This is a genomic window from Ralstonia mannitolilytica, from assembly GCF_905397375.1.
Lineage (GTDB): Bacteria > Pseudomonadota > Gammaproteobacteria > Burkholderiales > Burkholderiaceae > Ralstonia > Ralstonia mannitolilytica.
The window spans coordinates 141,841-162,900 of record NZ_CAJPVG010000009.1 but is presented as its reverse complement, the minus strand read 5'-3'; the positions used below and the strand labels follow the sequence as shown (position 1 = coordinate 162,900).

General features: G+C 65.3%; 17 protein-coding genes. 6 read left to right on the top strand and 11 right to left on the bottom strand.

Going from position 1 to position 21,060, the window contains the following annotated elements; all coding sequences use genetic code 11:
• The first annotated feature begins 64 nt into the window (after positions 1-64).
• The 5 genes from KHN96_RS17085 to KHN96_RS17065 all read left to right on the top strand — a co-directional run bounded on the left by KHN96_RS17085 (position 65) and on the right by KHN96_RS17065 (position 6,631).
• On the top strand, positions 65-1,102 hold the full coding sequence (locus KHN96_RS17085) for a response regulator (protein WP_045785879.1): 1,038 nt from the start codon (positions 65-67) through the stop codon (positions 1,100-1,102).
• A gap of 594 nt (positions 1,103-1,696) precedes the next feature.
• Positions 1,697-3,091: a class I SAM-dependent methyltransferase gene (locus tag KHN96_RS17080; protein ID WP_045785878.1), complete on the top strand. Its 1,395-nt coding sequence runs from the start codon at positions 1,697-1,699 to the stop codon at positions 3,089-3,091.
• A complete protein-coding gene (locus tag KHN96_RS17075) occupies positions 3,092-4,435 on the top strand; it encodes a sensor histidine kinase (protein ID WP_115075703.1) in 1,344 nt (447 codons plus the stop codon).
• Positions 4,436-4,443: 8 nt separating this feature from the next.
• Entirely contained in the window at positions 4,444-5,550 is a 1,107-nt protein-coding gene (gene phcR, locus KHN96_RS17070; RefSeq protein ID WP_045786027.1) for a two-component system hybrid sensor histidine kinase/response regulator PhcR, read from the top strand.
• Between the two features lie 73 nt (positions 5,551-5,623).
• Positions 5,624-6,631 (top strand): response regulator, encoded by a 1,008-nt coding sequence (locus tag KHN96_RS17065; RefSeq protein ID WP_045786026.1) that lies wholly within the window; start codon positions 5,624-5,626, stop codon positions 6,629-6,631.
• Between the two features lie 38 nt (positions 6,632-6,669).
• On the opposite strand, the gene KHN96_RS17060 is transcribed toward KHN96_RS17065, so the two are convergent.
• From KHN96_RS17060 to KHN96_RS17025, 8 genes are all read right to left on the bottom strand, one after another.
• Positions 6,670-8,061, bottom strand: coding sequence for a THUMP domain-containing class I SAM-dependent RNA methyltransferase (locus KHN96_RS17060; protein ID WP_045787780.1), 1,392 nt, complete (start codon positions 8,059-8,061; stop codon positions 6,670-6,672).
• Between the two features lie 14 nt (positions 8,062-8,075).
• Entirely contained in the window at positions 8,076-8,498 is a 423-nt protein-coding gene (locus tag KHN96_RS17055) for a CopD family protein (protein WP_045786025.1), read from the bottom strand.
• A gap of 58 nt (positions 8,499-8,556) precedes the next feature.
• Positions 8,557-9,837, bottom strand: coding sequence for a glutamate-5-semialdehyde dehydrogenase (locus tag KHN96_RS17050; RefSeq protein ID WP_045787779.1), 1,281 nt, complete (start codon positions 9,835-9,837; stop codon positions 8,557-8,559).
• A gap of 61 nt (positions 9,838-9,898) precedes the next feature.
• Positions 9,899-10,975, bottom strand: coding sequence for a DNA polymerase III subunit delta (gene holA / locus KHN96_RS17045; RefSeq protein WP_062737948.1), 1,077 nt, complete (start codon positions 10,973-10,975; stop codon positions 9,899-9,901).
• 17 nt (positions 10,976-10,992) lie between these two features.
• A complete protein-coding gene (locus KHN96_RS17040; protein ID WP_045786023.1) occupies positions 10,993-11,505 on the bottom strand; it encodes an LPS-assembly lipoprotein LptE in 513 nt (170 codons plus the stop codon).
• 30 nt (positions 11,506-11,535) lie between these two features.
• Positions 11,536-14,169 (bottom strand): leucine--tRNA ligase, encoded by a 2,634-nt coding sequence (gene leuS, locus KHN96_RS17035; protein ID WP_045786022.1) that lies wholly within the window; start codon positions 14,167-14,169, stop codon positions 11,536-11,538.
• Positions 14,170-14,343: 174 nt separating this feature from the next.
• A complete protein-coding gene (gene dapB, locus KHN96_RS17030) occupies positions 14,344-15,135 on the bottom strand; it encodes a 4-hydroxy-tetrahydrodipicolinate reductase (protein ID WP_062737949.1) in 792 nt (263 codons plus the stop codon).
• A 123-nt stretch (positions 15,136-15,258) separates the two neighbouring features.
• A complete protein-coding gene (locus tag KHN96_RS17025; RefSeq protein ID WP_045786020.1) occupies positions 15,259-15,915 on the bottom strand; it encodes an outer membrane protein assembly factor BamE in 657 nt (218 codons plus the stop codon).
• Between the two features lie 154 nt (positions 15,916-16,069).
• On the opposite strand from KHN96_RS17025, the gene fur reads away from it, so the two are divergent.
• Positions 16,070-16,501 carry a ferric iron uptake transcriptional regulator gene (gene fur, locus KHN96_RS17020; RefSeq protein ID WP_045786019.1) on the top strand — a complete coding sequence of 144 codons (432 nt, stop codon included), beginning with the start codon at positions 16,070-16,072 and terminating at the stop codon, positions 16,499-16,501.
• 70 nt (positions 16,502-16,571) lie between these two features.
• Here the strand turns inward: fur and KHN96_RS17015 are convergent, their stop codons facing one another.
• The 3 genes from KHN96_RS17015 to tkt all read right to left on the bottom strand — a co-directional run bounded on the left by KHN96_RS17015 (position 16,572) and on the right by tkt (position 21,005).
• The gene (locus tag KHN96_RS17015) at positions 16,572-17,621 is read right to left on the bottom strand and encodes a LysR family transcriptional regulator (protein ID WP_045786018.1); all 1,050 of its coding nucleotides are present in this window, start codon (positions 17,619-17,621) and stop codon (positions 16,572-16,574) included.
• A 292-nt stretch (positions 17,622-17,913) separates the two neighbouring features.
• Positions 17,914-18,912 (bottom strand): type I glyceraldehyde-3-phosphate dehydrogenase, encoded by a 999-nt coding sequence (gene gap / locus KHN96_RS17010; protein ID WP_045786017.1) that lies wholly within the window; start codon positions 18,910-18,912, stop codon positions 17,914-17,916.
• A 77-nt stretch (positions 18,913-18,989) separates the two neighbouring features.
• On the bottom strand, positions 18,990-21,005 hold the full coding sequence (tkt, locus tag KHN96_RS17005) for a transketolase (RefSeq protein ID WP_062737950.1): 2,016 nt from the start codon (positions 21,003-21,005) through the stop codon (positions 18,990-18,992).
• Positions 21,006-21,060: the final 55 nt, after the last annotated feature.

Below are 21,060 nucleotides of genomic sequence, written 5' to 3'. Positions count from 1 at the left end.
CGGGCAGCGCGGGCCACACCGGCCGCGCGCTGCCGCTGCCCTTCCTTCCGAACCCGCCCGACGTATGCAACAGGACAGCGCCCTGCCGGTCTATTTCCACCCCACCCTCACGGTGGTGGTCGACGACAGCCAATCGTTCGTGGAAAGCCTTGGGTTCCAGATGGACCCTTCACGTGCCCTGTTGGCCTTCAATGACCCGGAAGAGGCGCTGGCGTGGCTGCGCCAGTGGCATTCACTGCGCATGCCGGGCTTCCTGCCGGTGCGCGTGACGCACGATGACCTCACCTTCTCGACGGAGCGCCGGACCATCCAGCTCGACGTTGACCGCATCTACCGCCAGATCCACGAGGTCAACCGCTTCCTGCAGCCTTCCGTCATCGTTGTCGACTACTCCATGCCGCGCATGAACGGGCTGGAGTTCTGCGCCGAGCTGAAGGACCTGCCGTGCATGACGATCCTGCTTACCGGCATGGCCGACGAGAACATCGCCGTGCAGGGCTTCAACGACGGCCTGATCGACCGCTACATCAAGAAAGACAACCCGGCGATGGCCGAGCGGCTGAATGCGGAGATCGAAGCGCTGCAGATGCGCTACTTCAGCAACCTCTCGAGCACGCTGCGCGACCTGCTCTCGCGCCACTCGTTCAGTTTCCTGTCGGACCCGGCGGTCACCAGGCTGGTGCGTGACCTGTCCGCGCGCTACCGCTTCATCGAGTTTTACCTGTATCCACATCCCGCTGGCGTGCTGCTGCTCACTGCGGATGGGCGCGCCACGCTCATGGTCATCGAAACCAACGCGAGCATGCTCACGCATCTGGAAAACGCCGAGGCCTACAACGCGCCCGAAGCCCTCATCAAGGGGCTGCACGACAAGAAGCTCGTCCCCTTCTTCTGGCCCGGCGATGGCATGTACACGCCGGCCTGTGTTGATTGGGAGCAATACTGCCTGCCCGCCGAGGTATGCCAGGGGCGCGAACCGTACTACTACGCACTGTTCGACATGCCCAGCCACCTGCTCCCGGCTCAGGTGTACAGCTACACCCAGTTCCTGGCCAACTACAAGCAGAACCCCGACGCACTGACCGGCCGCAAATCGCGCTGAGACAGTGGCGGCAACCGGCGCAGCGGCGCCGGTCTTTACATTGTGTGGCCCACATCGGGCAAGTACAATCGATCGCATCATCGGCAGCCGCGACGTCAGAGCGTGGCCCGGCTGAATCACCCTGATGCATGCGTGGCAATGCTGCGGCATCATGGCGAGCGAGGGCGCCGGCCTGCAATCCGGTACGGCGCCCCGGAAGGTTTACTGTGCGGGATTCTCTTGAGAGACGATTTGGGATGCAGCAGCGGACCGCGCGTTCAACCAGCGCGCGTTGCGGATGTCAGGAAGTGCATCGTTCCAGTCTGTTCACGGTTGCACGATTCCCGCTGCCACGCTGTTGACCGGCGAGCAGCAGAGTGCCACGGCGGTAAGGCGTTCGCATCCGCGCTTGTTCCCTGATCTTTCTCGAAGCGGGCTGGGGCCAGCGGACGGCCTCGGCGCGCTTTCACGACCGATGCGGCGGCATGCCCGGCGTTCTGGCGCCGAGGGTTGCCGTGTCCGGGACTGCCGTTCGGCCCCGGATGCGCGTTTGTTGGAGTGAGCGTCCCGCCTGGCGCAGACGTTTTCCCCTGAAGTCTCCGGCAAATTCGCACCGTGTACTCACCCAACCAAATCGATCCGGCGGTCAGCTTCCGCAACTCCCAGGGTCAGCAGGTCCGCGGCACCATCATCACGCTGCAGCGGCGTGCGCTGGTGATGGAGATCTACAACCCGTACTCGATCGTGCAGGTGAGCGAGGTCTTGTCCGATCTTGCGATCAAGATCGGCACGCGCCAGGTCTACCTGGGCAAGGCCGTCGTGATCAGCCTCGTCAACACGGGCCTGACCGCGGTTGTCTCGCTCACGCTGATCGACGAGTGGCGCGAACTGTCGGAGGTGGCCGATACGCCTGCGTCGGTGGGCGAAGAAGCGCGAACGTTCGTGCGGGAATGGCAGGAACGCTTCCGCATCCGGCGCGAATACCAGATCGTCATCAACGAGATGCGGGCCTTCCTGGCCGAAGTCTCGCGGTGGGTGGAGCAGGTCGATTTGTCGAAATCCCTGCCGCGCGAAGACGGCAAGCTGCGCCCCGACGTCTTCATGGAGCTCGCCGAGCCGGTGATGCTGCGCGTCAAGCACTACCTCGACATTCTCGAAGCCGAGGCCGCGGAAGTCGAGGCCAGCCTCGCGCCCTCCCACCGCGCCTTTGCGCAGACGGCCCTGCATCCGCTGCTGCTGCGCTCGCCGTTCGTGCACCGGACGTTCACGAAACCGCTCGGCTATGCCGGCGACTACGAGATGGTGAACCAGATCCTGGGCGACCCGCAGGAGGGGCCGAGCACCTATTTCCAGATCGTCAACGTGACGTTCCTGAAGGCGCAAGTCGCCCAGGCACACCGCAACCGCATCGACATCCTCGTCGATTTCCTGAAGCAGCTCGCCATCCGCGCCAAGGCCGAGGGGCGCCCCTATCGTGTCATGAACCTCGGCTGCGGCCCCGCGGTGGAAATCCAGCGCTTCCTGCGCGAATTCGAAGAACCGCACCTGCTCGAATTCGAGCTCATCGACTTCAGCCAGGAGACCCTGGACTATGCCAAGGACCGCTTGACCGAAGCCGCAAGGCAAGGGGGCACCACGCTGTCCGCGCAGTTCGTTCACCAGTCGGTGCATGAGCTGATCAAGCGCCCTGCGCGCAAGGCAGAGGAAGTGCGCGACTGCGATGCCGTCTATTGCGCGGGGTTGTTCGACTACATCTCCGACAAGGTGTGCAACCGCCTGCTGACCTACTTCACCACACGCACGCGCCCCGGCGGCCGCATGCTGGCGACCAACGTGCATTCGAGCAACCCGGAACGGCTCTTCACGATGGAGCACCTGCTCGAGTGGTACCTGATCTATCGGAACGAAGAACAGCTCGCGTCCACCTTCCCGGATGAGGCCTGCCGGGATATCCGGACGTACGTTGATGCGACCGGCGTCAACGTGTTCTGCGAGGCGACGGTGAGCTAGATGGCCGAAAGCGTACGAGATTCCCTGAAGCACGCCTTCAACCGCTCGGAGCGGGAAGGCTTCCGCCTATCGTTCAGCCGGACGACGGCGCTGGTGGGTATCGTCCTGGTACTGATGGGAAGCGGCCTGGACTACAACACGTATCCGGGCGAGCTCAAGCGGTTCTTCCTGGCGCGCGCCTTCACGTCGCTGCTGATCTTCGTCGTCTATCTGATTCTGCCCACGCGGTGGGGCAGGCAGCGACTGTCTTACCTGACGCTGCTCTGGCTCTGCTTCCCGCAGGTCATGATCGCGTGGATGATTTCCGTCACGCAGGGCGCGCAGTCCATCTATGCGACGGGCCTGCACCTGGCCGTCTTCGCGGCCGGCAGCGTGCTGCCGTTCAACACGCGGCAGACCATCGGCTTCGGGGTGATCACCTACACGCTGTATCTGCTGGCATGCCTGATTCACGACCCTGCCAGCATTGCCGGCAGTACGTTCTTCGTCAATTCGCAGTTCCTGATCTTAACGTCCACGCTGGGCGTGTTCTGCACGTACTTCAACGAGAACAGCCGCTTCGAGCTGTTCAAGCTGAAGGAGGAAGTGGCCAACAAGAACATCCAGCTCGAAACCACGAACCGCAGCCTCGTCGAGATCAAGGGCCAGCTCCTGCAGCAGGAAAAGATGGCCGCCATCGGCACGTTGTCGGCGGGGCTGCTGCACGAGATCAACAACCCGGTCAATTTCTGCCTGATGGCGATCGCGGTGGCGCAGGAAGACCCGGCGGCCAAGGCCAGCCCCATGCTGCTCGAGTGCCTGGCCGACGCAAAGGAAGGCATGCAGCGGGTGCAGCACATCGTGTCGGACCTGAAGACCTTCGCGTACCGCAGTCCCGAAAAGGGCGAGGCCGACGCGCCCTTCCTGGTGGAAAAGGCCATCGATTCGGCCGTCCGCCTGACGAGCCACGAATTGCGCGGCGTCACCGTCGAGCGCAAGCTGCCGCCCGACACGCTCGTGCGCGGTGACGAGGCGGCCATCATCGGCGTGCTGATCAATCTGCTCTCGAATGCGGCGCTGGCCATGCAGAAGGTCCAGCGCGAGCAGCCGCGCATTGAGATTGCCGCGGAGTGGATCGGCGATCGCCTGCACGTGGTCGTCACCGACAACGGCCCCGGCATCTCCGAGAAAAACCTCACGCGCGTGTTCGAGCCGTTCTTCACCACGCGTGAAGTCGGCAAGGGCCTGGGGCTGGGCCTGTCGATCAGCTACAGCGTGATCCAGCGCCACGGCGGCACGCTCGCCGTCACGAGCAAGGAAGGCGAATGGGCGCGCTTCACGTTCGACCTGCCGCGCGCGGACTAGGCCGCACCATGGACGCCACGCCCGATACCGTCACCATCCTCTACGTCGACGACGAGGAGCAAGCCTGCAAGTGGTTTGCTCGCGCCATCGGCACGGGCTACGACGTGCTCACGGCCAACAGCGTCGACGAGGCGAAGGCCGTGCTGCGCGACGCGCACGAGCGCATCAGCGTCGTCCTGACCGATTTCCGCATGCCCGGCGGCGACGGCACGGAGCTGCTGCGCTTCATCGATGCCGAATATGGCGATATCGCCACCATCCTGGTCACCGCGTATGCCGACAAGGATCTGCTTATCCAGGCTGTCAACACCGGGCGCGTGTTCAAGATCCTGGAGAAGCCGTATCAGCCAGACGATGTGCGGCGTTCGTTGCAGGAAGCCCTCGTCCTGCGGCAGGACCGCCTGTTGCGTACCCAGCGCCTGATGGCCATCGACGAGACTCTCGCCTTCCTCGCGCACGAGCTGAATACGCCGCTGGCTGCCATCTCGAATTTCGCGCGCGGCATCCGCATGCGCATCGATCAGGCCGAGCGCCCTCCCGAGGCGCTGTCCGAAATCGGCCGCGCCGCCGACCGCGTGCAGGACAACGCGCGCTACTGCCTCTCGGTGATCGCCTCGTTCCTGAACTCCGTGCGCAACACGTACGGCAAGCCGGGGGCCGGCACCACACCGAGCAGCGCGAGCGAGCTGATCCGATCGCTGCTCGATACGTACCCCTTCACGAACGCGCAGCGCGAATGGGTGTCCTACCGCGTGGACGAGGATTTCCCGGTCGTCACCCTGCCCAACTGCGTGATGCTGGTGCTGTCTTCACTGACCAGCAATGCGCTGCAGGCGCTGCAGCACAGCCCGCAGCCACGGCTCGAGATCGTCGCGGGCCAGGCGCCCGACGCGGGCGGGGGGCGGCACATGATCCGCATCGAGGACAACGGCCCCGGCATCGCCCCCGACGTCCTCGCCCGGCTCACCATAGACCCCGTGACGACGCGCGCCGAAGAGGGCGGCAACGGCATGGGCATGATTTTTTGTACGCGGATCATGCAATCGTTCGGAGGAGCGATTGCGATCGATTCCGCACCCAGCGCAGGCACGCGCGTGACCTTGACGTTCCCATGACAACACCATTCACAACACGAGCCGCGCCGCACCGGCTCCGCGCATTGACTGCACTTGCTATGAGGAGTGATGGATGACCAATCCCGGGGGCAATGAGCCCAAGATCCTGTACGTGGACGACGAGACATTGGCGCTGACTTACTTCGGCCGTGCCATCGGTTCACTGGCGCCGGTCGTCACCGCCACCTCGGTCGAAGAGGGCAAGCGCATGCTCGACCAGCACGCCGCCACGCTGGGCGTGCTCGTATCCGACCAGCGCATGCCGGGCGAGCTCGGCAACGAACTGCTGCGCTACGCGCGCGAGCGCTATCCACACCTGGTGCGCATCCTGACCACCGCCTACTCGGAAATCGAGGACACGGTGGAGGCTGTCAACCAGGGGCAGATCCACCGCTACATCAAGAAGCCGTGGGACATCACCGCGCTGCGCGTGGAGCTCAAGCAGGCGCTCGAGTTTTCCGACCTGCGCCGCGAGCGCGACGCCCTGCTGCGCGAGAAGATGACCGTGCGCCAGAGCCAGACGCTCACGCACCGCATCGGCGCGCTGCAGACGCTGTACATCGCGGTGTCGGGGCTGTCGTCGTTCAGTGCCGTCAACGATTACCTGCGCGCTGCGGCCGCCGTCGGGCTGCATTCGGTGGCGCAGCCGGACTGGGCAATGAAGGACTACACAGAACTCGTCGGCGAGGAAAGCGTGCGCACCGGCCAGTTCAGCCACGCGGTCCGACAGGCCTACCAGGCGCTGTCGTCGCGCTTCGAGAGCAAGCCGGCCGCACAGGCTCTGGAGGTGCTTGCCGATGTGCTCAACGGCCAGGTGTCGCCGGCCGGCGCGGATGCAGCGACGATCGTCGAGCCGCCCACGCTGACGGAATTCCTGGAAGCGGCATCCACGCACAAGGTATCGGAAGCGCATGCCCAATGGCTGGCATTCCTGCTGTGGCTGGACGGCAAAGGCTGGTCGGTCAAGGCCGAGCGGGACGGGGCGGCCGTCAAGCTGCGCCTGCTCGACAGCCAGACGCCGCTCACACCGGATCAACTCGCGGGCTGGATGGAACACTTCCAGGAGCAGCAGGCGGCGTGAGCCGTTCCCCCGCCAGGCCGCAACGCAGCGCCGAGGCCTTACGCCTCGGCGTTATCGTTTGAGGCATCGCCCTTTGCGGAGCGCTCCGGGCGATCGCGCATACCGCCCTTGACCATCTCGAAACGGAACAGGCGGCATTCGATGTTGCCGTTGTAGAGCGGCGTGCGCTGCGATTCCTTGAGCCGCATGCGGCGCGGCATCGACAGGTCCCCGGTAAAGACGAACGCCTTCCAGCCGGCAAACTCGCGCTTGAGCGTGCCTGCAAAGGCCTGGGCGAACTCGTTGGCGGCGGCTTCTTCTTGCGGATCGACGGGCGGCGGCGGCTCCGGCTGGCGACGGAATTCATCGCGCGGAGCGCCCATGGCGCGGCTGGCACGCTCGAAGACGGTGCCGCCTTCATCGCCCTCGCCTTCCGGCCGGCGGCGGCGCGAACCCTGCGCACCACGCACGGCGATGCGCTCGCCGTACGGCGGGTTCATCAGCAGCACGCCGGGCGCATCAAACGGCGGCCGGCCGAAACGCGCATCGACCTGCTTGAGCATCGGCTCGCCGGGCAAGCCGGCACGCTGCCAGTTGGCGGCGGCGTAGGCGAGCATGTCGGTGGAAATATCGGCGCCGGCAACCAAGGGCGGCGCGCGGCGCATGGCGGCCGCGGCGGCATCGGCGGCCGCTTCGCGCAGGCGCTTGAAGCATTTGGCGTCATGGTCCTGGAACCACTCGCATGCAAAGGCGCGCTGGCCGCCCGGTGCGATGCCGAGCGCGCGCTGCGCCGCTTCCACGAGGAACGTGCCGCTGCCGCACATCGGGTCGTAGAACGGCACGCCTTGCGCGCCCGTCCAGCCGGTCAGGCGCAGGATGCCCGCCGCGAGATTTTCCTTCAGCGGCGCCTCGCCTTTCTCCTGGCGCCACCCGCGCTTGAAGAGCGGCTCGCCGGTCGTGTCGAGGTACAGCGTGCAATCCGTCTCGGTGAGGTACGCATGGATGCGCACGTCCGGCGAGACGGTGTCGACGCTGGGCCGCGCGCCGGTGCGCTGGCGGAAGCGGTCGCAGATGCCGTCCTTCACGCGCAGGCCGACAAACTTCAGGCTCTGCAGCGGCGATTTGTGCGCGGTCACGTCGACGCGGATCATCTCGTCGGGCGTGAAGTGGTCTTCCCAGCGCTGCGCGGCGGCCAGCGCGTAGATGTCGTCTTCCGAGCGGTACCCGCGCGCGGCCAGGCGCATCAGCACCCGGCTGGCGATGCGGCTGTGCAGGTTGACGGCATACGCCGCGCCCGGCGTGCCGAAGAAATGCACGCCGCCTGGCACGGTGCGCCCGACCTCGAACGCCGCCAGCTCATCCACCTCGGGGCGGATGGCGATTTCGGCCAGTTCATCGGCCAGCGCCTGTTCAAGACCACGGGGGCACGGTGCAAAGTAAGCAATCGGCATCGGAAAACCAACCATCAGAACGGCTTGACCACGACGAGGATCGTGATCGCCAACAACAACAGCACCGGCAGTTCATTGAACCAGCGGTAGAACGTGTGCGAGCGCTTGTTGGCGCCGGCTTCAAACTTGCGCAGCAGCACTCCGCAGCCATGGTGATAGCCGATCGTCACGAGCACCAGCGCCAGCTTTGCGTGCATCCAGCCATTGGGCGGATACATGCCGATGCGGTAGCCGAGGAACAGCCACAGGCCGAGCAGGATCGCCACGATCGCCAGCATGGTCGTGAAGCGGAACAGCTTACGCGCCATGATCAACAGGCGCGTGATCGCCACGCGCTCGGTTTCCATGGCGAGGTTGACGAAGATGCGCGGCAGGTAGAAGAGTCCTGCAAACCACGACGCGATAAAGACGATGTGAAAGGCTTTGACCCAGAGCATGTCGTTCTCGTTGAAGCAATGCGCGCCGCTCGTGGCGGCGCGCTGGTGGTGAGCCGGATCAGGTGCGGATCTCGCCGTGCCCGAACACGACGTACTTGAGCGAGGTCAGCCCCTCCAGCCCGACCGGCCCGCGTGCGTGGAGCTTGTCGTTGGAGATGCCGATCTCCGCCCCCAGCCCATACTCGAAACCGTCGGCAAAGCGCGTGGAGGCATTGATCATCACGCTGGCCGAATCGACCTCGCGCAGGAAGCGCATGCCGGTCGAGTAGTTCTCGGTGATGATCGAATCGGTGTGCGCCGAGCCGTAGGTGTTGATGTGCTCGATGGCGGCATCCAGGCCGTCGACCGTGCGGATCGAGAGGATCGGGGCCAGGTACTCGGTATGCCAGTCGGCTTCGACGGCATCCTTGAGGTTGCCGAAGCCCGCGGCTTCCAGGGTGGCGCGCGTCTGCGCACACACGCGCAGCTCCACCCCCTTCTCCTGGTAGATCTTCACCAGTGGCGGCAGTGCACGCGCGGCAATGTCGCGCGAGACGAGCAGCGTTTCCATCGTGTTGCACGGCGCGTAGCGCTGGGTCTTGGCGTTGTCGCACACGCGCACGGCCTTCTCGATGTCGGCATCGGCGTCGATGTAGACGTGGCAGATGCCGTCCAGGTGCTTGATCATCGGCACGCGCGCCTCTTCCATCAGGCGTGCGATCAGGCTCTTGCCACCGCGCGGCACGATCACGTCGACGTATTCCGTCATGGTGATGAGCTTGCCGACGGCGGCCCGGTCCGTGGTGGCCACTACCTGCACGGCGTTGGCGGGCAGGCCCGCGTCGGCCAATCCTTCCTCGATGAGCGCGGCCAGCGCGCCGTTCGACTCGATGGCTTCCGAGCCGCCACGCAGGATGGTCGCATTGCCTGACTTGATGCACAGCGCAGCGGCATCGACGGTCACGTTCGGGCGCGACTCATAGATGATGCCGATCACGCCGAGCGGCACACGCATCTGGCCGACCTGGATGCCGGTCGGGCGGAACTTCATGTTGCTGATCTCGCCGATGGGGTCGGGTAGCGCGGCGATCTGCTCCAGGCCCGCTGCCATGGTGTCGATGGCGCGATCGGTGAGCGTGAGCCGATCGACAAAGGCAGCATCCTGCCCGTTGGCGCGCGCACGCTCGACGTCGCGGGCGTTGACCTCCTTGAGCTTGGCGGCATCGCGGCGGATGGCGGCGGCGATATGCAGCAGCGCGCGATTCTTCTGCGCGGTGCCGGCACGTGCCATGCCGCGCGAGGCGACACGCGCCTGCCGGCCGACGAGGGCCATGTATTCGTTCACGTCGAGCTGCTTCATGATGGTCGCGGCCGGCGCATGCACCGGCGATTCAGATTCAAGTGAGAAGGGAAGGCGCCGGCTACACGGCGACCGGGAGGCTGCCGGGGCGCGCAACGCGCATTGCCAGCTGCAGCAGGCCATCCCATGGCTCGGCCGGCAGCGACGGTTCGCGCAGGCCCTTGACCTGCCGGTCGAGCCTGGCGGCCATGGCCAGCGCATCTTCCAGTTCCCGCTGCGACAGGCGCTGCGCCGCCTGCGGCACCAGCCGCTCACGCGGGCCCCAGACCCGCAGCTCGCGCAGCATCGAGGCCACCGGCTTGCCCAGGGCGGCGCCCGAGGCGATTTTTGATAATACGCGAATTTCCTCGGTCAACGTCCACAGCACCAGCACCGTGGCCTCACCCTCGCCGCGCAGGCCTTCGAGCATGCGCACCAGGCGCGGCACGTCGCCGGCCAGCATCGCCTCGGACAGCTTGAACACGTCATAGCGCGCCACGTTGAGCACCGCATCGTGCACATCGTCGAACGTCAGCACGCCCGGCGGGTGCAGCAGGCCCAACTTCTGGATTTCCTGATGGGCGGCCAGCAGGTTGCCCTCCACGCGATCGGCAATAAATTGCAGGGCACGTCGACCCGGCTCGCCGGGTTCCACGCGCTGCTGCTGGCGGGCAAGACGTTCGCCGATCCAGCCGGGCAGCTTGGTGCGATCCACGGATTCGACCTTGATCGACACGCCGGCGCCTTCCAGCGCGGCAAACCATGCCGACTTTGCCGTCGCAAAGTCCAGGCGCGGCAGCGTGATCAGCGTGATGGTGTCGGTGGCAGGGCCGGACGGCGTGCCCGCGGCAAGGGCGCGCAGGGCTTCGCCGCCATCCTTGCCGGGCTTGCCGGACGGAATGCGCAACTCGACGATCTTGCGATCGCCGAACAGCGACATCGACTGCTGCGCCTCCGTCACGCGCGACCACGAAAAGCCGCGCTCGACGCTCATCACTTCGCGCTCGGTGAAGCCCTGGGCGCGTGCGGCCTGACGCAGCGCATCGACGGCCTCGAGCACGAGCAGGTGCTCGTCGCCGTGCACCACATACAGCGGCGCCAGGCCCTTGGCGGCGGCCTGCTTCAGGTGCCCTTCGAGCGCGTCGAGCCGCAGTTGCATGACGGGGCGGCCGCCGCTTACGACGGCAATTTGACAGCGGCCAGCCGGCGCACCAGCTGGTTGACGACATCGCCCTGCATGTCGCGGTAGAGCGCCGCTTCCTCGTAGTCCTTGGCGAGCACCTGCGTCTCGTTGTACGAGAGGTCGCGGAACTGCGTGATCTCCGACGGCGGGATCAGCAGATTGTCGCGCGCATCGCGCAGCTGGAACCGGAAGCGGTACGTGATGCGGTACTCGCGCACCACGCCCTGCGGCGTGAGCGACGAGATCGTCTTCACGCGGTCCTCGGCCAGCACGTCGAGCAGCGCATCGGCGTCCTTCTTGTCCGACACGATGACCGTGTCGGATCCGTTGTCGATCAACCGGCGCAGCTGCGCGCGCATCTGCGAGTTCTGCGGCAGGTTGATGTACAGCTTCTTGAAGGCGAAGTCGGTATTGCCGCGCAAGTGGAAACCGCAGGCGGACAGCACCGGCAAAGCCACAGCCAGCGCGAAGACGGTACGGCCGAAGTGGCGACGAGACAGCGACATAACCTTGCGTTCCTTGAGTGAGGGGCCCAATCAGGCCACCACGTTCACCAGACGGCCGGGCACCACGATGATCTTCTTCGGCGGCTTGCCGTCGGCAAAGCGCTGCACGGCCTCGTCCTTGGCGGCGAGCGCTTCGATGGTGGCGCGGTCGGCATCGGCCGGCACCACGATGCTGCCGCGCACCTTGCCGTTGACCTGCAGCACGAGTTCGATCTCGCTCTGCACCAGCGCATTCTCATCGACCTGCGGCCACGGGGCGTCGAGCAGGTCGCCATACACGCCTGCATAGCCGAGCTCCTGCCACAGTGCATGCGTGATGTGCGGCACCACCGGGTACAGCACGCGCAGCAGGATGCCAAAGCCTTCACGGCGCGCGTCGGCGCCCGCGTCCTTGGCGCCTTCCAGCGCGTTGAGCATCTTCATCGTCGCAGACACGACGGTGTTGTACTGCAGGCGCTCGTAGTCGTAGTTGGCCTGCTTGAGCACGGTGTACAGTTCGCGGCGCAGCGTGCGGTCGGCATCGGTGGCACCGGCGACGACGCCATTGCCATGTCCCGCGCGAATCGCATCTCCATGTACGACGCCGAAGTTCCACACGCGGCGCAGGAAGCGCGAGGCGCCCTCCACACCGGCGTCGCTCCATTCGAGCTGCTGCTCGGGCGGCGCGGCAAACATCGTGAACAGGCGCGCCGTATCGGCACCGTACTGGTCAATCAGCGCTTGCGGGTCGATGCCGTTGTTCTTCGACTTCGACATCTTCTCCACGCCGCCGATCACCACCGGCTTCCCGTCGGCCTTGAGCGTGGCGCCCACGGGGCGGCCGCGTTCGTCGGTCTGCACGTCGACGTCCGCCGGGTTGATCCACTGCTTCTTGCCCGCAGCGTCTTCGCGGTAATACGTCTCGTTGAGCACCATGCCCTGCGTAAGCAGGTTGGTGAACGGTTCGTTGAACTTGACGAGGCCCAGGTCGCGCATGACCTTGGTCCAGAAGCGCGCGTACAGCAGGTGCAGGATCGCGTGCTCGATGCCGCCGATGTACTGGTCCATCGGCATCCAGTAATCGTTGCGGGCGTCGACCATCGTGGCGCCGTCCGGGCACGTATAGCGCATGTAGTACCAGCACGAATCGATGAAGGTATCCATCGTGTCGGTCTCGCGGCGCGCGGGCTTGCCGCACGACGGGCACGTGCAATTCAGGAAGCGCGGATCCTTGGCGAGCGGGTTGCCCGTGCCGTCCGGAACGAGGTCTTCGGGCAGACGCACCGGCAGGTCCTGCTCGGGCACCGGCACGACGCCGCAGCTCTCGCAGTGGATCAGCGGGATCGGCGTGCCCCAGTAGCGCTGGCGCGAAATGCCCCAGTCGCGCAGGCGCCAGGTGGTCTTCTTCTCGCCGACGCCCTGGGCGGCCAGGTCGGCGGCCACGGCATCGACGGCTTGCTGATAGTTCAGGCCATCGTACTTGCCGCTGTGGACGAGCACACCGTGCTCCTTGTCGGCGTACCAGTCGGCCCAGGTGGTGGTGTCGTACGGCTGGCCTTTCACATCCACGACCTGCTTGATCGGCAGGCCGTACTTGTTGGCGAACGCGAAGTCGCGCTCATCGTGCGCGGGCACGCCCATCACGGCGCCGTCGCCGTAGCTCATGAGCACGTAGTTGCCGACCCACACCGGCACGGGCTCGCCCGTGAGCGGGTGCGTGACCGTCAGGCCGGTCGGCATGCCCTTCTTTTCCATGGTCGCCATGTCGGCTTCCATGACGCTGCCGTGCTTGCATTCGTCGATGAAGGCCGCGAGTGCCGGGTTGGTCTGCGCGGCATGCGTGGCGATCGGGTGTTCGGCCGCCACGGCGCAGAAGGTGACTCCCATGATGGTGTCGGCGCGCGTGGTGAAGACGTACAGTTTGCCGTCATTGATCGGCTTGCCATCTTGGCCCGGGATGGTGTGCGGGAACGCAAAGCGCACGCCCTCGCTCTTGCCGATCCAGTTCTGCTGCATCAGCTTGACGCGCTCCGGCCAGCCCAGTGCATCCAGATCGGAGAGCAGTTCCTGCGCGTACTCGGTGATGCGCAGGTAGTACATCGGGATCTCGCGCTTTTCCACCACCGCGCCCGAGCGCCAGCCGCGCCCGTCGATCACCTGTTCGTTGGCGAGCACGGTCTGGTCGACCGGATCCCAGTTCACGGTGCCAGTCTTGCGGTAGGCGATGCCCTTCTCGAGCATCTTCAGGAACAGCCACTGGTTCCAGCGGTAGTAGTTGGGGTCGCAGGTGGCGACCTCGCGCGACCAGTCGATCGCCAGGCCCATCGACTGCATCTGCTTCTTCATGTAAGCGATGTTGTCGTAGGTCCAGGTGGCCGGGGCCACGCCGTTGTTGAGCGCCGCGTTCTCCGCCGGCATGCCGAAGGCGTCCCACCCCATCGGCATCAGGACGTTGTACCCCTTCATGCGCAGATGACGCGTCATCACGTCATTGATCGTGTAGTTGCGCACGTGGCCCATGTGCAGCTTGCCCGACGGATACGGCAGCATCGAGCAGGCGTAGAACTTGGGCTTGTCCGAGCCGTCAGCGGCGCGCGCGTGTTCGGTCACGCGATAGGCGTCTTTGGCCTGCCAGTGTTGTTGCGCCAGCTGTTCAACGTCAGACGGGGAATATTTCTCTTGCATGGTGACGGAACGCCCGGATGCTGCGGGCGATTGCAGCCGCGGCGCCTGCGCGCGCGGCCGGATTGGATAACGGAAAAGGCCCGATTATACCGTCGCCACCCGCCCCGCCGGAGCCGCGGCAACGGCGCAAGAAGGCGCCGAACAGGCCTGCCGGCGCCTCTTTTTGTGCGCTTGTTACAGGCCCAGCACGTCGTTCATGTCGTACAGGCCCTTCTTGCCGGCCACGAACACCGCTGCGCGCACCGCGCCCTCGGCATACGACTGCCGCGTGTTGGAGCGATGCGTGATCTCGATGCGCTCGCCTTCGCCGGCAAACAGCACGGTGTGGTCGCCGACGATGTCGCCACCGCGCACGGTGGCAAAGCCGATGGTGCCCAGCTCGCGCGGGCCGGTCTCGCCTTCGCGCGCATAGACGGCGCGGTCGGACAGCCGGGTGCCCTGCGCCTCGGCCACGATCTCGCCCATCTTGAGCGCGGTGCCCGACGGCGCATCGATCTTATGCTTGTGGTGTGCCTCGATGATCTCGACATCGTAGCCCTGCGCCAGGATCTTGGCCGCCACTTCGATCAGCTTGAACGTGGCGTTCACGCCCACGCTCATGTTGGGCGCCCAGACCACGCCGATCGACTCGCCGTAGGTCTTGAAGCTGGCCTTCTGCTCGGCCGTGAAGCCGGTGGTGCCGATCACCACGGCCTTGCCGAGTTCACGCGCGATGTCCAGGTGGTGGATCGTCGCGTCAGGGCGGGTGAAATCGATCAGCACGTCAGCCTGCGACAGGCCTGCGCGCACATCGTCGGTCACGATCACGCCCGTGGCCTTGCCAAGCCTAGCGCCGGCGTCCTGCCCCACGGCATCGCTGCCCGGACGATCCAGCGCAGCGCCCAGCGTCACGCCGGGGGTGCGCAATACGGTGTCGATCAGCATCTGGCCCATGCGGCCCGAGGCGCCTGCAATCGCGATTTTCATGTCGGTGGAAGCGAAAAGCTGCAAAAGGGGAAACGGTCTGTAAAACGCACAAGCGGCGGAACCCGTCCGCCGCTCGCTCGAAGTCGTGATGCCGGCGCGCTGGCTATGCGCGCTTCACGGCGTTTACTGCGATTGGGTGGCCGGCGGCGGAACGCTGGTATCCGTGCCACCGCCGCCGCTGCGGCGCTCCGGCAGCGTCACGTCGACGTTGTTCTTCGAGCCGGCGGTCGATTGCACACGGTCGCTCACTTCGGCCGACGGGATGGACGGCGCACGCGATGCCGGCGCTGCGCCCGCCGCTGCAGCGGCCTGGGCAGCGTCCTTCTTCGGACGCTTGATGCCGTCGATCTCGGCAATCAGGTCCTGCTCCGACGGCAGGTCTTCAGCCCCGGCCCATTTAGCCAGGCGATCGCCGTCGAACCACACCGTCAGCTTGCGCTCCTGCACGACGTTGGTATTGCCGCGCTTGAACGAGAAGATGTAGTCCCAGCGGTTGGCGTGGAACATGTCGGTCAGCAGCGGCGAACCGAGCACGAAGCGCACCTGGTCGCGCGTCATGCCTTCTTTGAGCTGTGCGGCCTGCTCGCGCGACACGAAGTTGCCCTGCACGATATCGATGCGATACGGCGTGATGGCATTCGCGATCCTGCGCGTGGTGCTGTCATAGGTGCCGCACCCGGCCAGCAACGCCGACGCGGCGAGCATGGCGCCCATCAACAGGCCGCCGCGACGGGCGACATGGGCAAAACGGGCAGGACTGCGCGCAAAGGAAAAGGTCATGAGCGATCGGCCTTCAAACGGTTCCGGGGCAAGCCCGGCACGGGGGGTTCTGGCGACGGCCCGGGCACCTGAGGCAGGCCCGTCAATGGGACTTTTATCGCCAAAACCCTTATGATTGGAATATCCGAACATTGTACTCTAGGGAGCCTGGCGCATGCCGAGTCCTGCAGACCTCAAGAACATCGGTCTGAAAGCCACGGTGCCGCGGTTGAAGATTCTCGAGATCTTTCAGACCAGCGATGAGCGCCACATGAGCGCTGAAGACGTGTACCGCATCCTGCTCGCGGAACACATGGACATTGGCCTGGCCACGGTCTATCGCGTCCTCACGCAGTTCGAGCAGGCGGGCCTGCTGTCGCGCAACAACTTCGAATCCGGCAAGGCGATCTATGAACTCAACGAAGGCAAGCACCATGACCATCTGGTGTGCCTCGATTGCGGCCGCGTGGAAGAATTCTTCGATGCCGAGATCGAGCAGCGCCAGCAGAGCATTGCCCGCGCACGCGGCTTCGCGCTGCAGGAACACGCGCTGTCGCTCTACGGCAACTGCACGAAAGAGCCCTGCCCGCACCGCCCGAAACGCTGACGCATTGCTCCGGGGAAAAAGAAACGGCCGCTTCATCTGCGGCCGTTTTTGTTGAGGCGGGAAGCGCGGGTCACACGGACAACCGCGTCTCACCCTCCTTTTCCGGATCCCCCTTGCTGCTCCTGGCAGCCTTGCCCTTGCCGGAGCCATCGGACGGCAGCGTCGGATGACCTGAGGCATCCACGGGCTGCCCTGTGTATTCGGCCACGACCTGCTTGAACAACTGGCGCGCCCACACGAGCATCGGGTGCGTGTTGCGGCTACGGTGCCACAGCATGTTCAGGCCAAGGACGGTTTCGAGTTCGGTGGGCAGCGGGAAGGCGTTCAGCTCGTACGTCTGGCAGACCAGCTCTTTCATCAGCGAATTGACCGTGAAGATCATGTCGGTTTGCGCCGCCACCTCGGCCTGCGTGCGCCAGCCGTGCACGGTCATGGTCGAATTGCGCTTGAGCCCGCGCTGCTGCAAGGCGTAGTCGAGCGGGATCAGCGACGGCGCGACGCGGGCGCCGGGGCTGCCCTGCGCCACGAAGATGTGCTCGCAGTCGAGGTACTGCTCGAGCGTGCAGCCATTGCCCAGGATCGGGTGGCCCTTGCGTGCGCAGACCCACATGTTGAAGGAGGTCACGACCTCTTCCACGATCTCGGGATGGCGCGTCGGGAACGGCGAGAACGCCAGATCGAGCTCATTGGCGCGCATGGCGGCCACGTCGGCCTCCCACGACGACGACTCGGTCAGCCGGACCTGCAGGCCCGGCGCGAGGCGCTTGATGCGCAGCAGGAAGCGGTCGAACAAGGCATCGCCGAGCGTGCCGGCAAAGCTGATGTTGAAGGTGCCCGTCGCCTCGGCCGGCTCGAACGCGGCGATATCGCCCTCGTTGATGGCGGCCCACAGATCGAGCATCTCGCGGACCTTCGGGCCGAGTTCCAGCGCCTTGGGGGTCGGGGTCAGCCCGTGCGGAACACGAATGAAGAGGGGATCATCGAAGATTTCCCGCAGGCGGCCCAGCGAATGCGACACCGCCGGCGCCGTCATGTGCATCTTTTCTGCCACGTAGGTGGCGTTCCGCTTGCTGAGCAGCTCGACAAAAATCACCAACAGTTTGGTATCGACGTTGACCATGGGACGCCTTGGCTCAGACACATTGGAAGGTGCAGGGGCAACCATTGCCGAGGCAATGGGCCCGGCGCGGCAGACGCGGTTGCCGCACCCGAATGTAGTATTTGTTCAGTGTACGGAAGGCAACCCGAATTTCAAAGCAAATTCCAATGGACGCGCACGTCCGGTTGACCCCGCTGCAAACGTTTTCCTCCAACTGTATAACAAAAAAAGCGCCGCTGGCCGAAGGAATGCCGGCCACCGGTTAAAAGAAAACGCGCCCGAAGGCGCGTTTTTTCCTGGGCGGCGTACCGGCTTACTTTGCCACCACGCGGGCCATTTCGAGCACCTTGTTCGAGTAGCCCCATTCGTTGTCGTACCAGCTCACGACCTTGATGAAGGTGCCGTCCAGCGCGATACCGGCTTCGGCGTCGAAGATCGAGGTGCGCGCATCGCCGCGGAAATCCGTAGCGACGACCTTGTCCTCGGTGTAGCCGAGCACGCCCTTCAGGGCGCCTTCGCTCTGCGCCTTCATTTCGGCGCAGATTTCGTCGTACGTGGCGGACTTTTCCAGCTCGACGGTCAGGTCGACCACCGACACGTCGGAGGTCGGCACGCGGAACGACATGCCGGTCAACTTCTTGTTCAGCTGCGGGATCACCACGCCCACGGCCTTGGCGGCGCCGGTGGAGGACGGGATGATGTTCTCCAGGATGCCGCGGCCGCCGCGCCAGTCCTTGTTGGACGGGCCGTCAACGGTCTTCTGCGTGGCGGTGGCAGCGTGCACGGTCGTCATCAGACCGCGCTTGATGCCCCACTTGTCGTTCAGCACCTTGGCAACCGGTGCCAGGCAGTTGGTCGTGCACGAAGCGTTCGAGATGATCGCCTCGCCCTTGTACGTTTCGTGGTTCACGCCATACACGAACATCGGGGTGTCGTCCTTCGACGGGGCCGACATGATCACCTTCTTGGCGCCTGCGTCGATGTGCTTCTGTGCGCCTTCCTTGGTCAGGAAGATGCCGGTGGATTCGACCACCACGTCTGCGCCGACTTCGCCCCACTTCAGTTCGGCCGGATCCTTGACCGCGGTCAGGCGGATCTTCTTGCCGTTGACGACCAGCGTGTTGCCGTCGACCGAGACTTCACCCTCGAAGCGGCCGTGCACCGAGTCGTACTTCAGCATGTACGCCAGATAGTCCGGCTCGAGCAGGTCGTTGATGGCAACGACTTCGATGTCCTTGAAGTTGGCGACGGCGGCGCGGAACACCATGCGTCCGATGCGGCCGAAGCCATTGATGCCGATCTTGATGGTCATGGTCAGTCTCCTGATAGCAGAAAAGAAATCGACGAAAGCAACGCGGCACCTCGTGGGTGCCGCGCGCGCAAATTCAGTTAGGCAATGACGCTCTTGGCGGTGTTCGCCACGTTCTCGACCGTGAAGCCGAAGTGCTTGAACAGCACGCCTGCCGGGGCGGATTCACCGAACGTGTCGATGCCCACCACGGCCTGCACCTGGTACTTCCACCAGAAGTCGGTCACACCGGCTTCGACGGCAATGCGCGGCACGCCATGCGGCAGCACACCGGCCTTGTACGCGGCGTCCTGCTTGTCGAACACCGTGGTGGACGGAATCGACACCACGCGCGCGTGAATGCCCTCGGCGGCGAGCTGGTCGGCTGCACCGACGGCCAGGCCGACTTCCGAGCCGGTGGCGATGATGACCACGTCCGGCTTGCCGTTGGCGGCATCGCGGAGCACATAGCCGCCGCGCGCAATGGCCTCGCGCGTGGCCGGATTGCGCGCCTGGAACGGCAGGTTCTGGCGGCTGAAGATCAGGCAGCTCGGGCCATGCTGGCGCTCGATGGCGGCAGCCCAGGCCACGGCGGTTTCGGTGGTGTCGGCCGGACGCCAGACATCCATGTTGGGGATCAGGCGCAGGCTGGCGACGTGCTCGATCGACTGGTGCGTCGGGCCGTCTTCGCCCAGGCCGATGGAGTCGTGCGTAAAGACGAAGATCGAGCGGATCTTCATCAGCGCGGCCATGCGCAGCGCGTTGCGGCTGTAGTCGGAGAACGTCAGGAACGTGCCGCCGTACGGGATGTAACCGCCGTGCAGCGCGATGCCGTTCATGATGGCGCTCATGCCGAACTCGCGCACGCCGTAGTTGATGTGGTTGCCCCAGGCGTCCACACGCACGGCCTTGCTGCCGCTCCAGTTGGTCAGGTTCGAGCCCGTCAGGTCGGCCGAGCCGCCCAGCAGTTCGCCCAGCACCGGACCGTACGCTTCGAGGGTGTTCTGGCTCGCCTTGCGCGTGGCGATGGTCTCGGCCTTGAGTTCGCACTTCTCGATGAACGCGTCGACGGCCTTTTCAAAGCTGGCGGGCAGTTCGCCGCGCATGCGGCGCTCGAATTGCTCGGCTTCGGCCGGGTAGCGGTCGGAATAGGCATCGAACAGCGCATTCCAGGCCTTCTCCAGCGCCTGGCCCTGGCCCTTGGCGTCCCACGCGTCGTACACGGCTTGCGGCACTTCGAACGGGGCGTGCGGCCAGGCCAGCGCTTCACGCGCAGCGGCAATTTCCACCCCGCCCAGCGGGGCGCCATGCACGTCGTGGCCGCCTTGCTTGTTCGGCGCGCCCTTGCCGATCACGGTGCGGCAGCAGATCAGCGTCGGCTTGTCGGACTTCTTCGCTTCGGCAATGGCGGCGTCCACGGCGTCGACGTTGTGGCCGTCCACGGCGCGGATCACGTTCCAGCCGTACGCTTCGAAGCGCTTCGGGGTGTCGTCGTTGAACCAGTGGACGACGTCGCCGTCGATCGAGATGCCGTTGTCGTCCCACAGCGCGATCAGCTTGTTCAGCTTGAGCGTGCCGGCCAGCGAGCAGGCTTCGTGGCTGATGCCTTCCATCAGGCAGCCGTCGCCCAGGAAGACGTAGGTGTGGTGGTTGACGATGTCAAAGCCGGGGCGGTTGAACTCCTGGCCCAGGAGGCGCTCGGCCAGTGCCATGCCGACGGCGTTGGTGATGCCCTGGCCCAGCGGGCCGGTCGTCGTCTCGACGCCCGGGGTGATGCCGTATTCGGGGTGGCCGGCGGTCTTGCTGTGCAACTGGCGGAAGTTCTTCAGTTCCGACATCGGCAGGTCATAGCCGGTCAGGTGCAGCAGCGCGTAGATCAGCATCGAGCCGTGGCCGTTGGACAGCACGAAGCGGTCGCGATCGGGCCAGCGCGGGTTCAGCGGGTTGTGCCGCAGGTGGCGACTCCACAGTGCCACGGCGATGTCAGCCATGCCCATCGGCGCGCCGGGGTGGCCAGAGTTGGCCTGCTGGACGGCGTCCATGGCAAGCACGCGGATGGCATTGGCCATCAGCTGGGTGGGCTGGGTCGTATTCGAGTGGAGTGCGGGGGCGGTCATGCGAACCTGCGGGCGGAAAGACGGTAGGCGGGAAAACCGCGATTTTACCAGACCG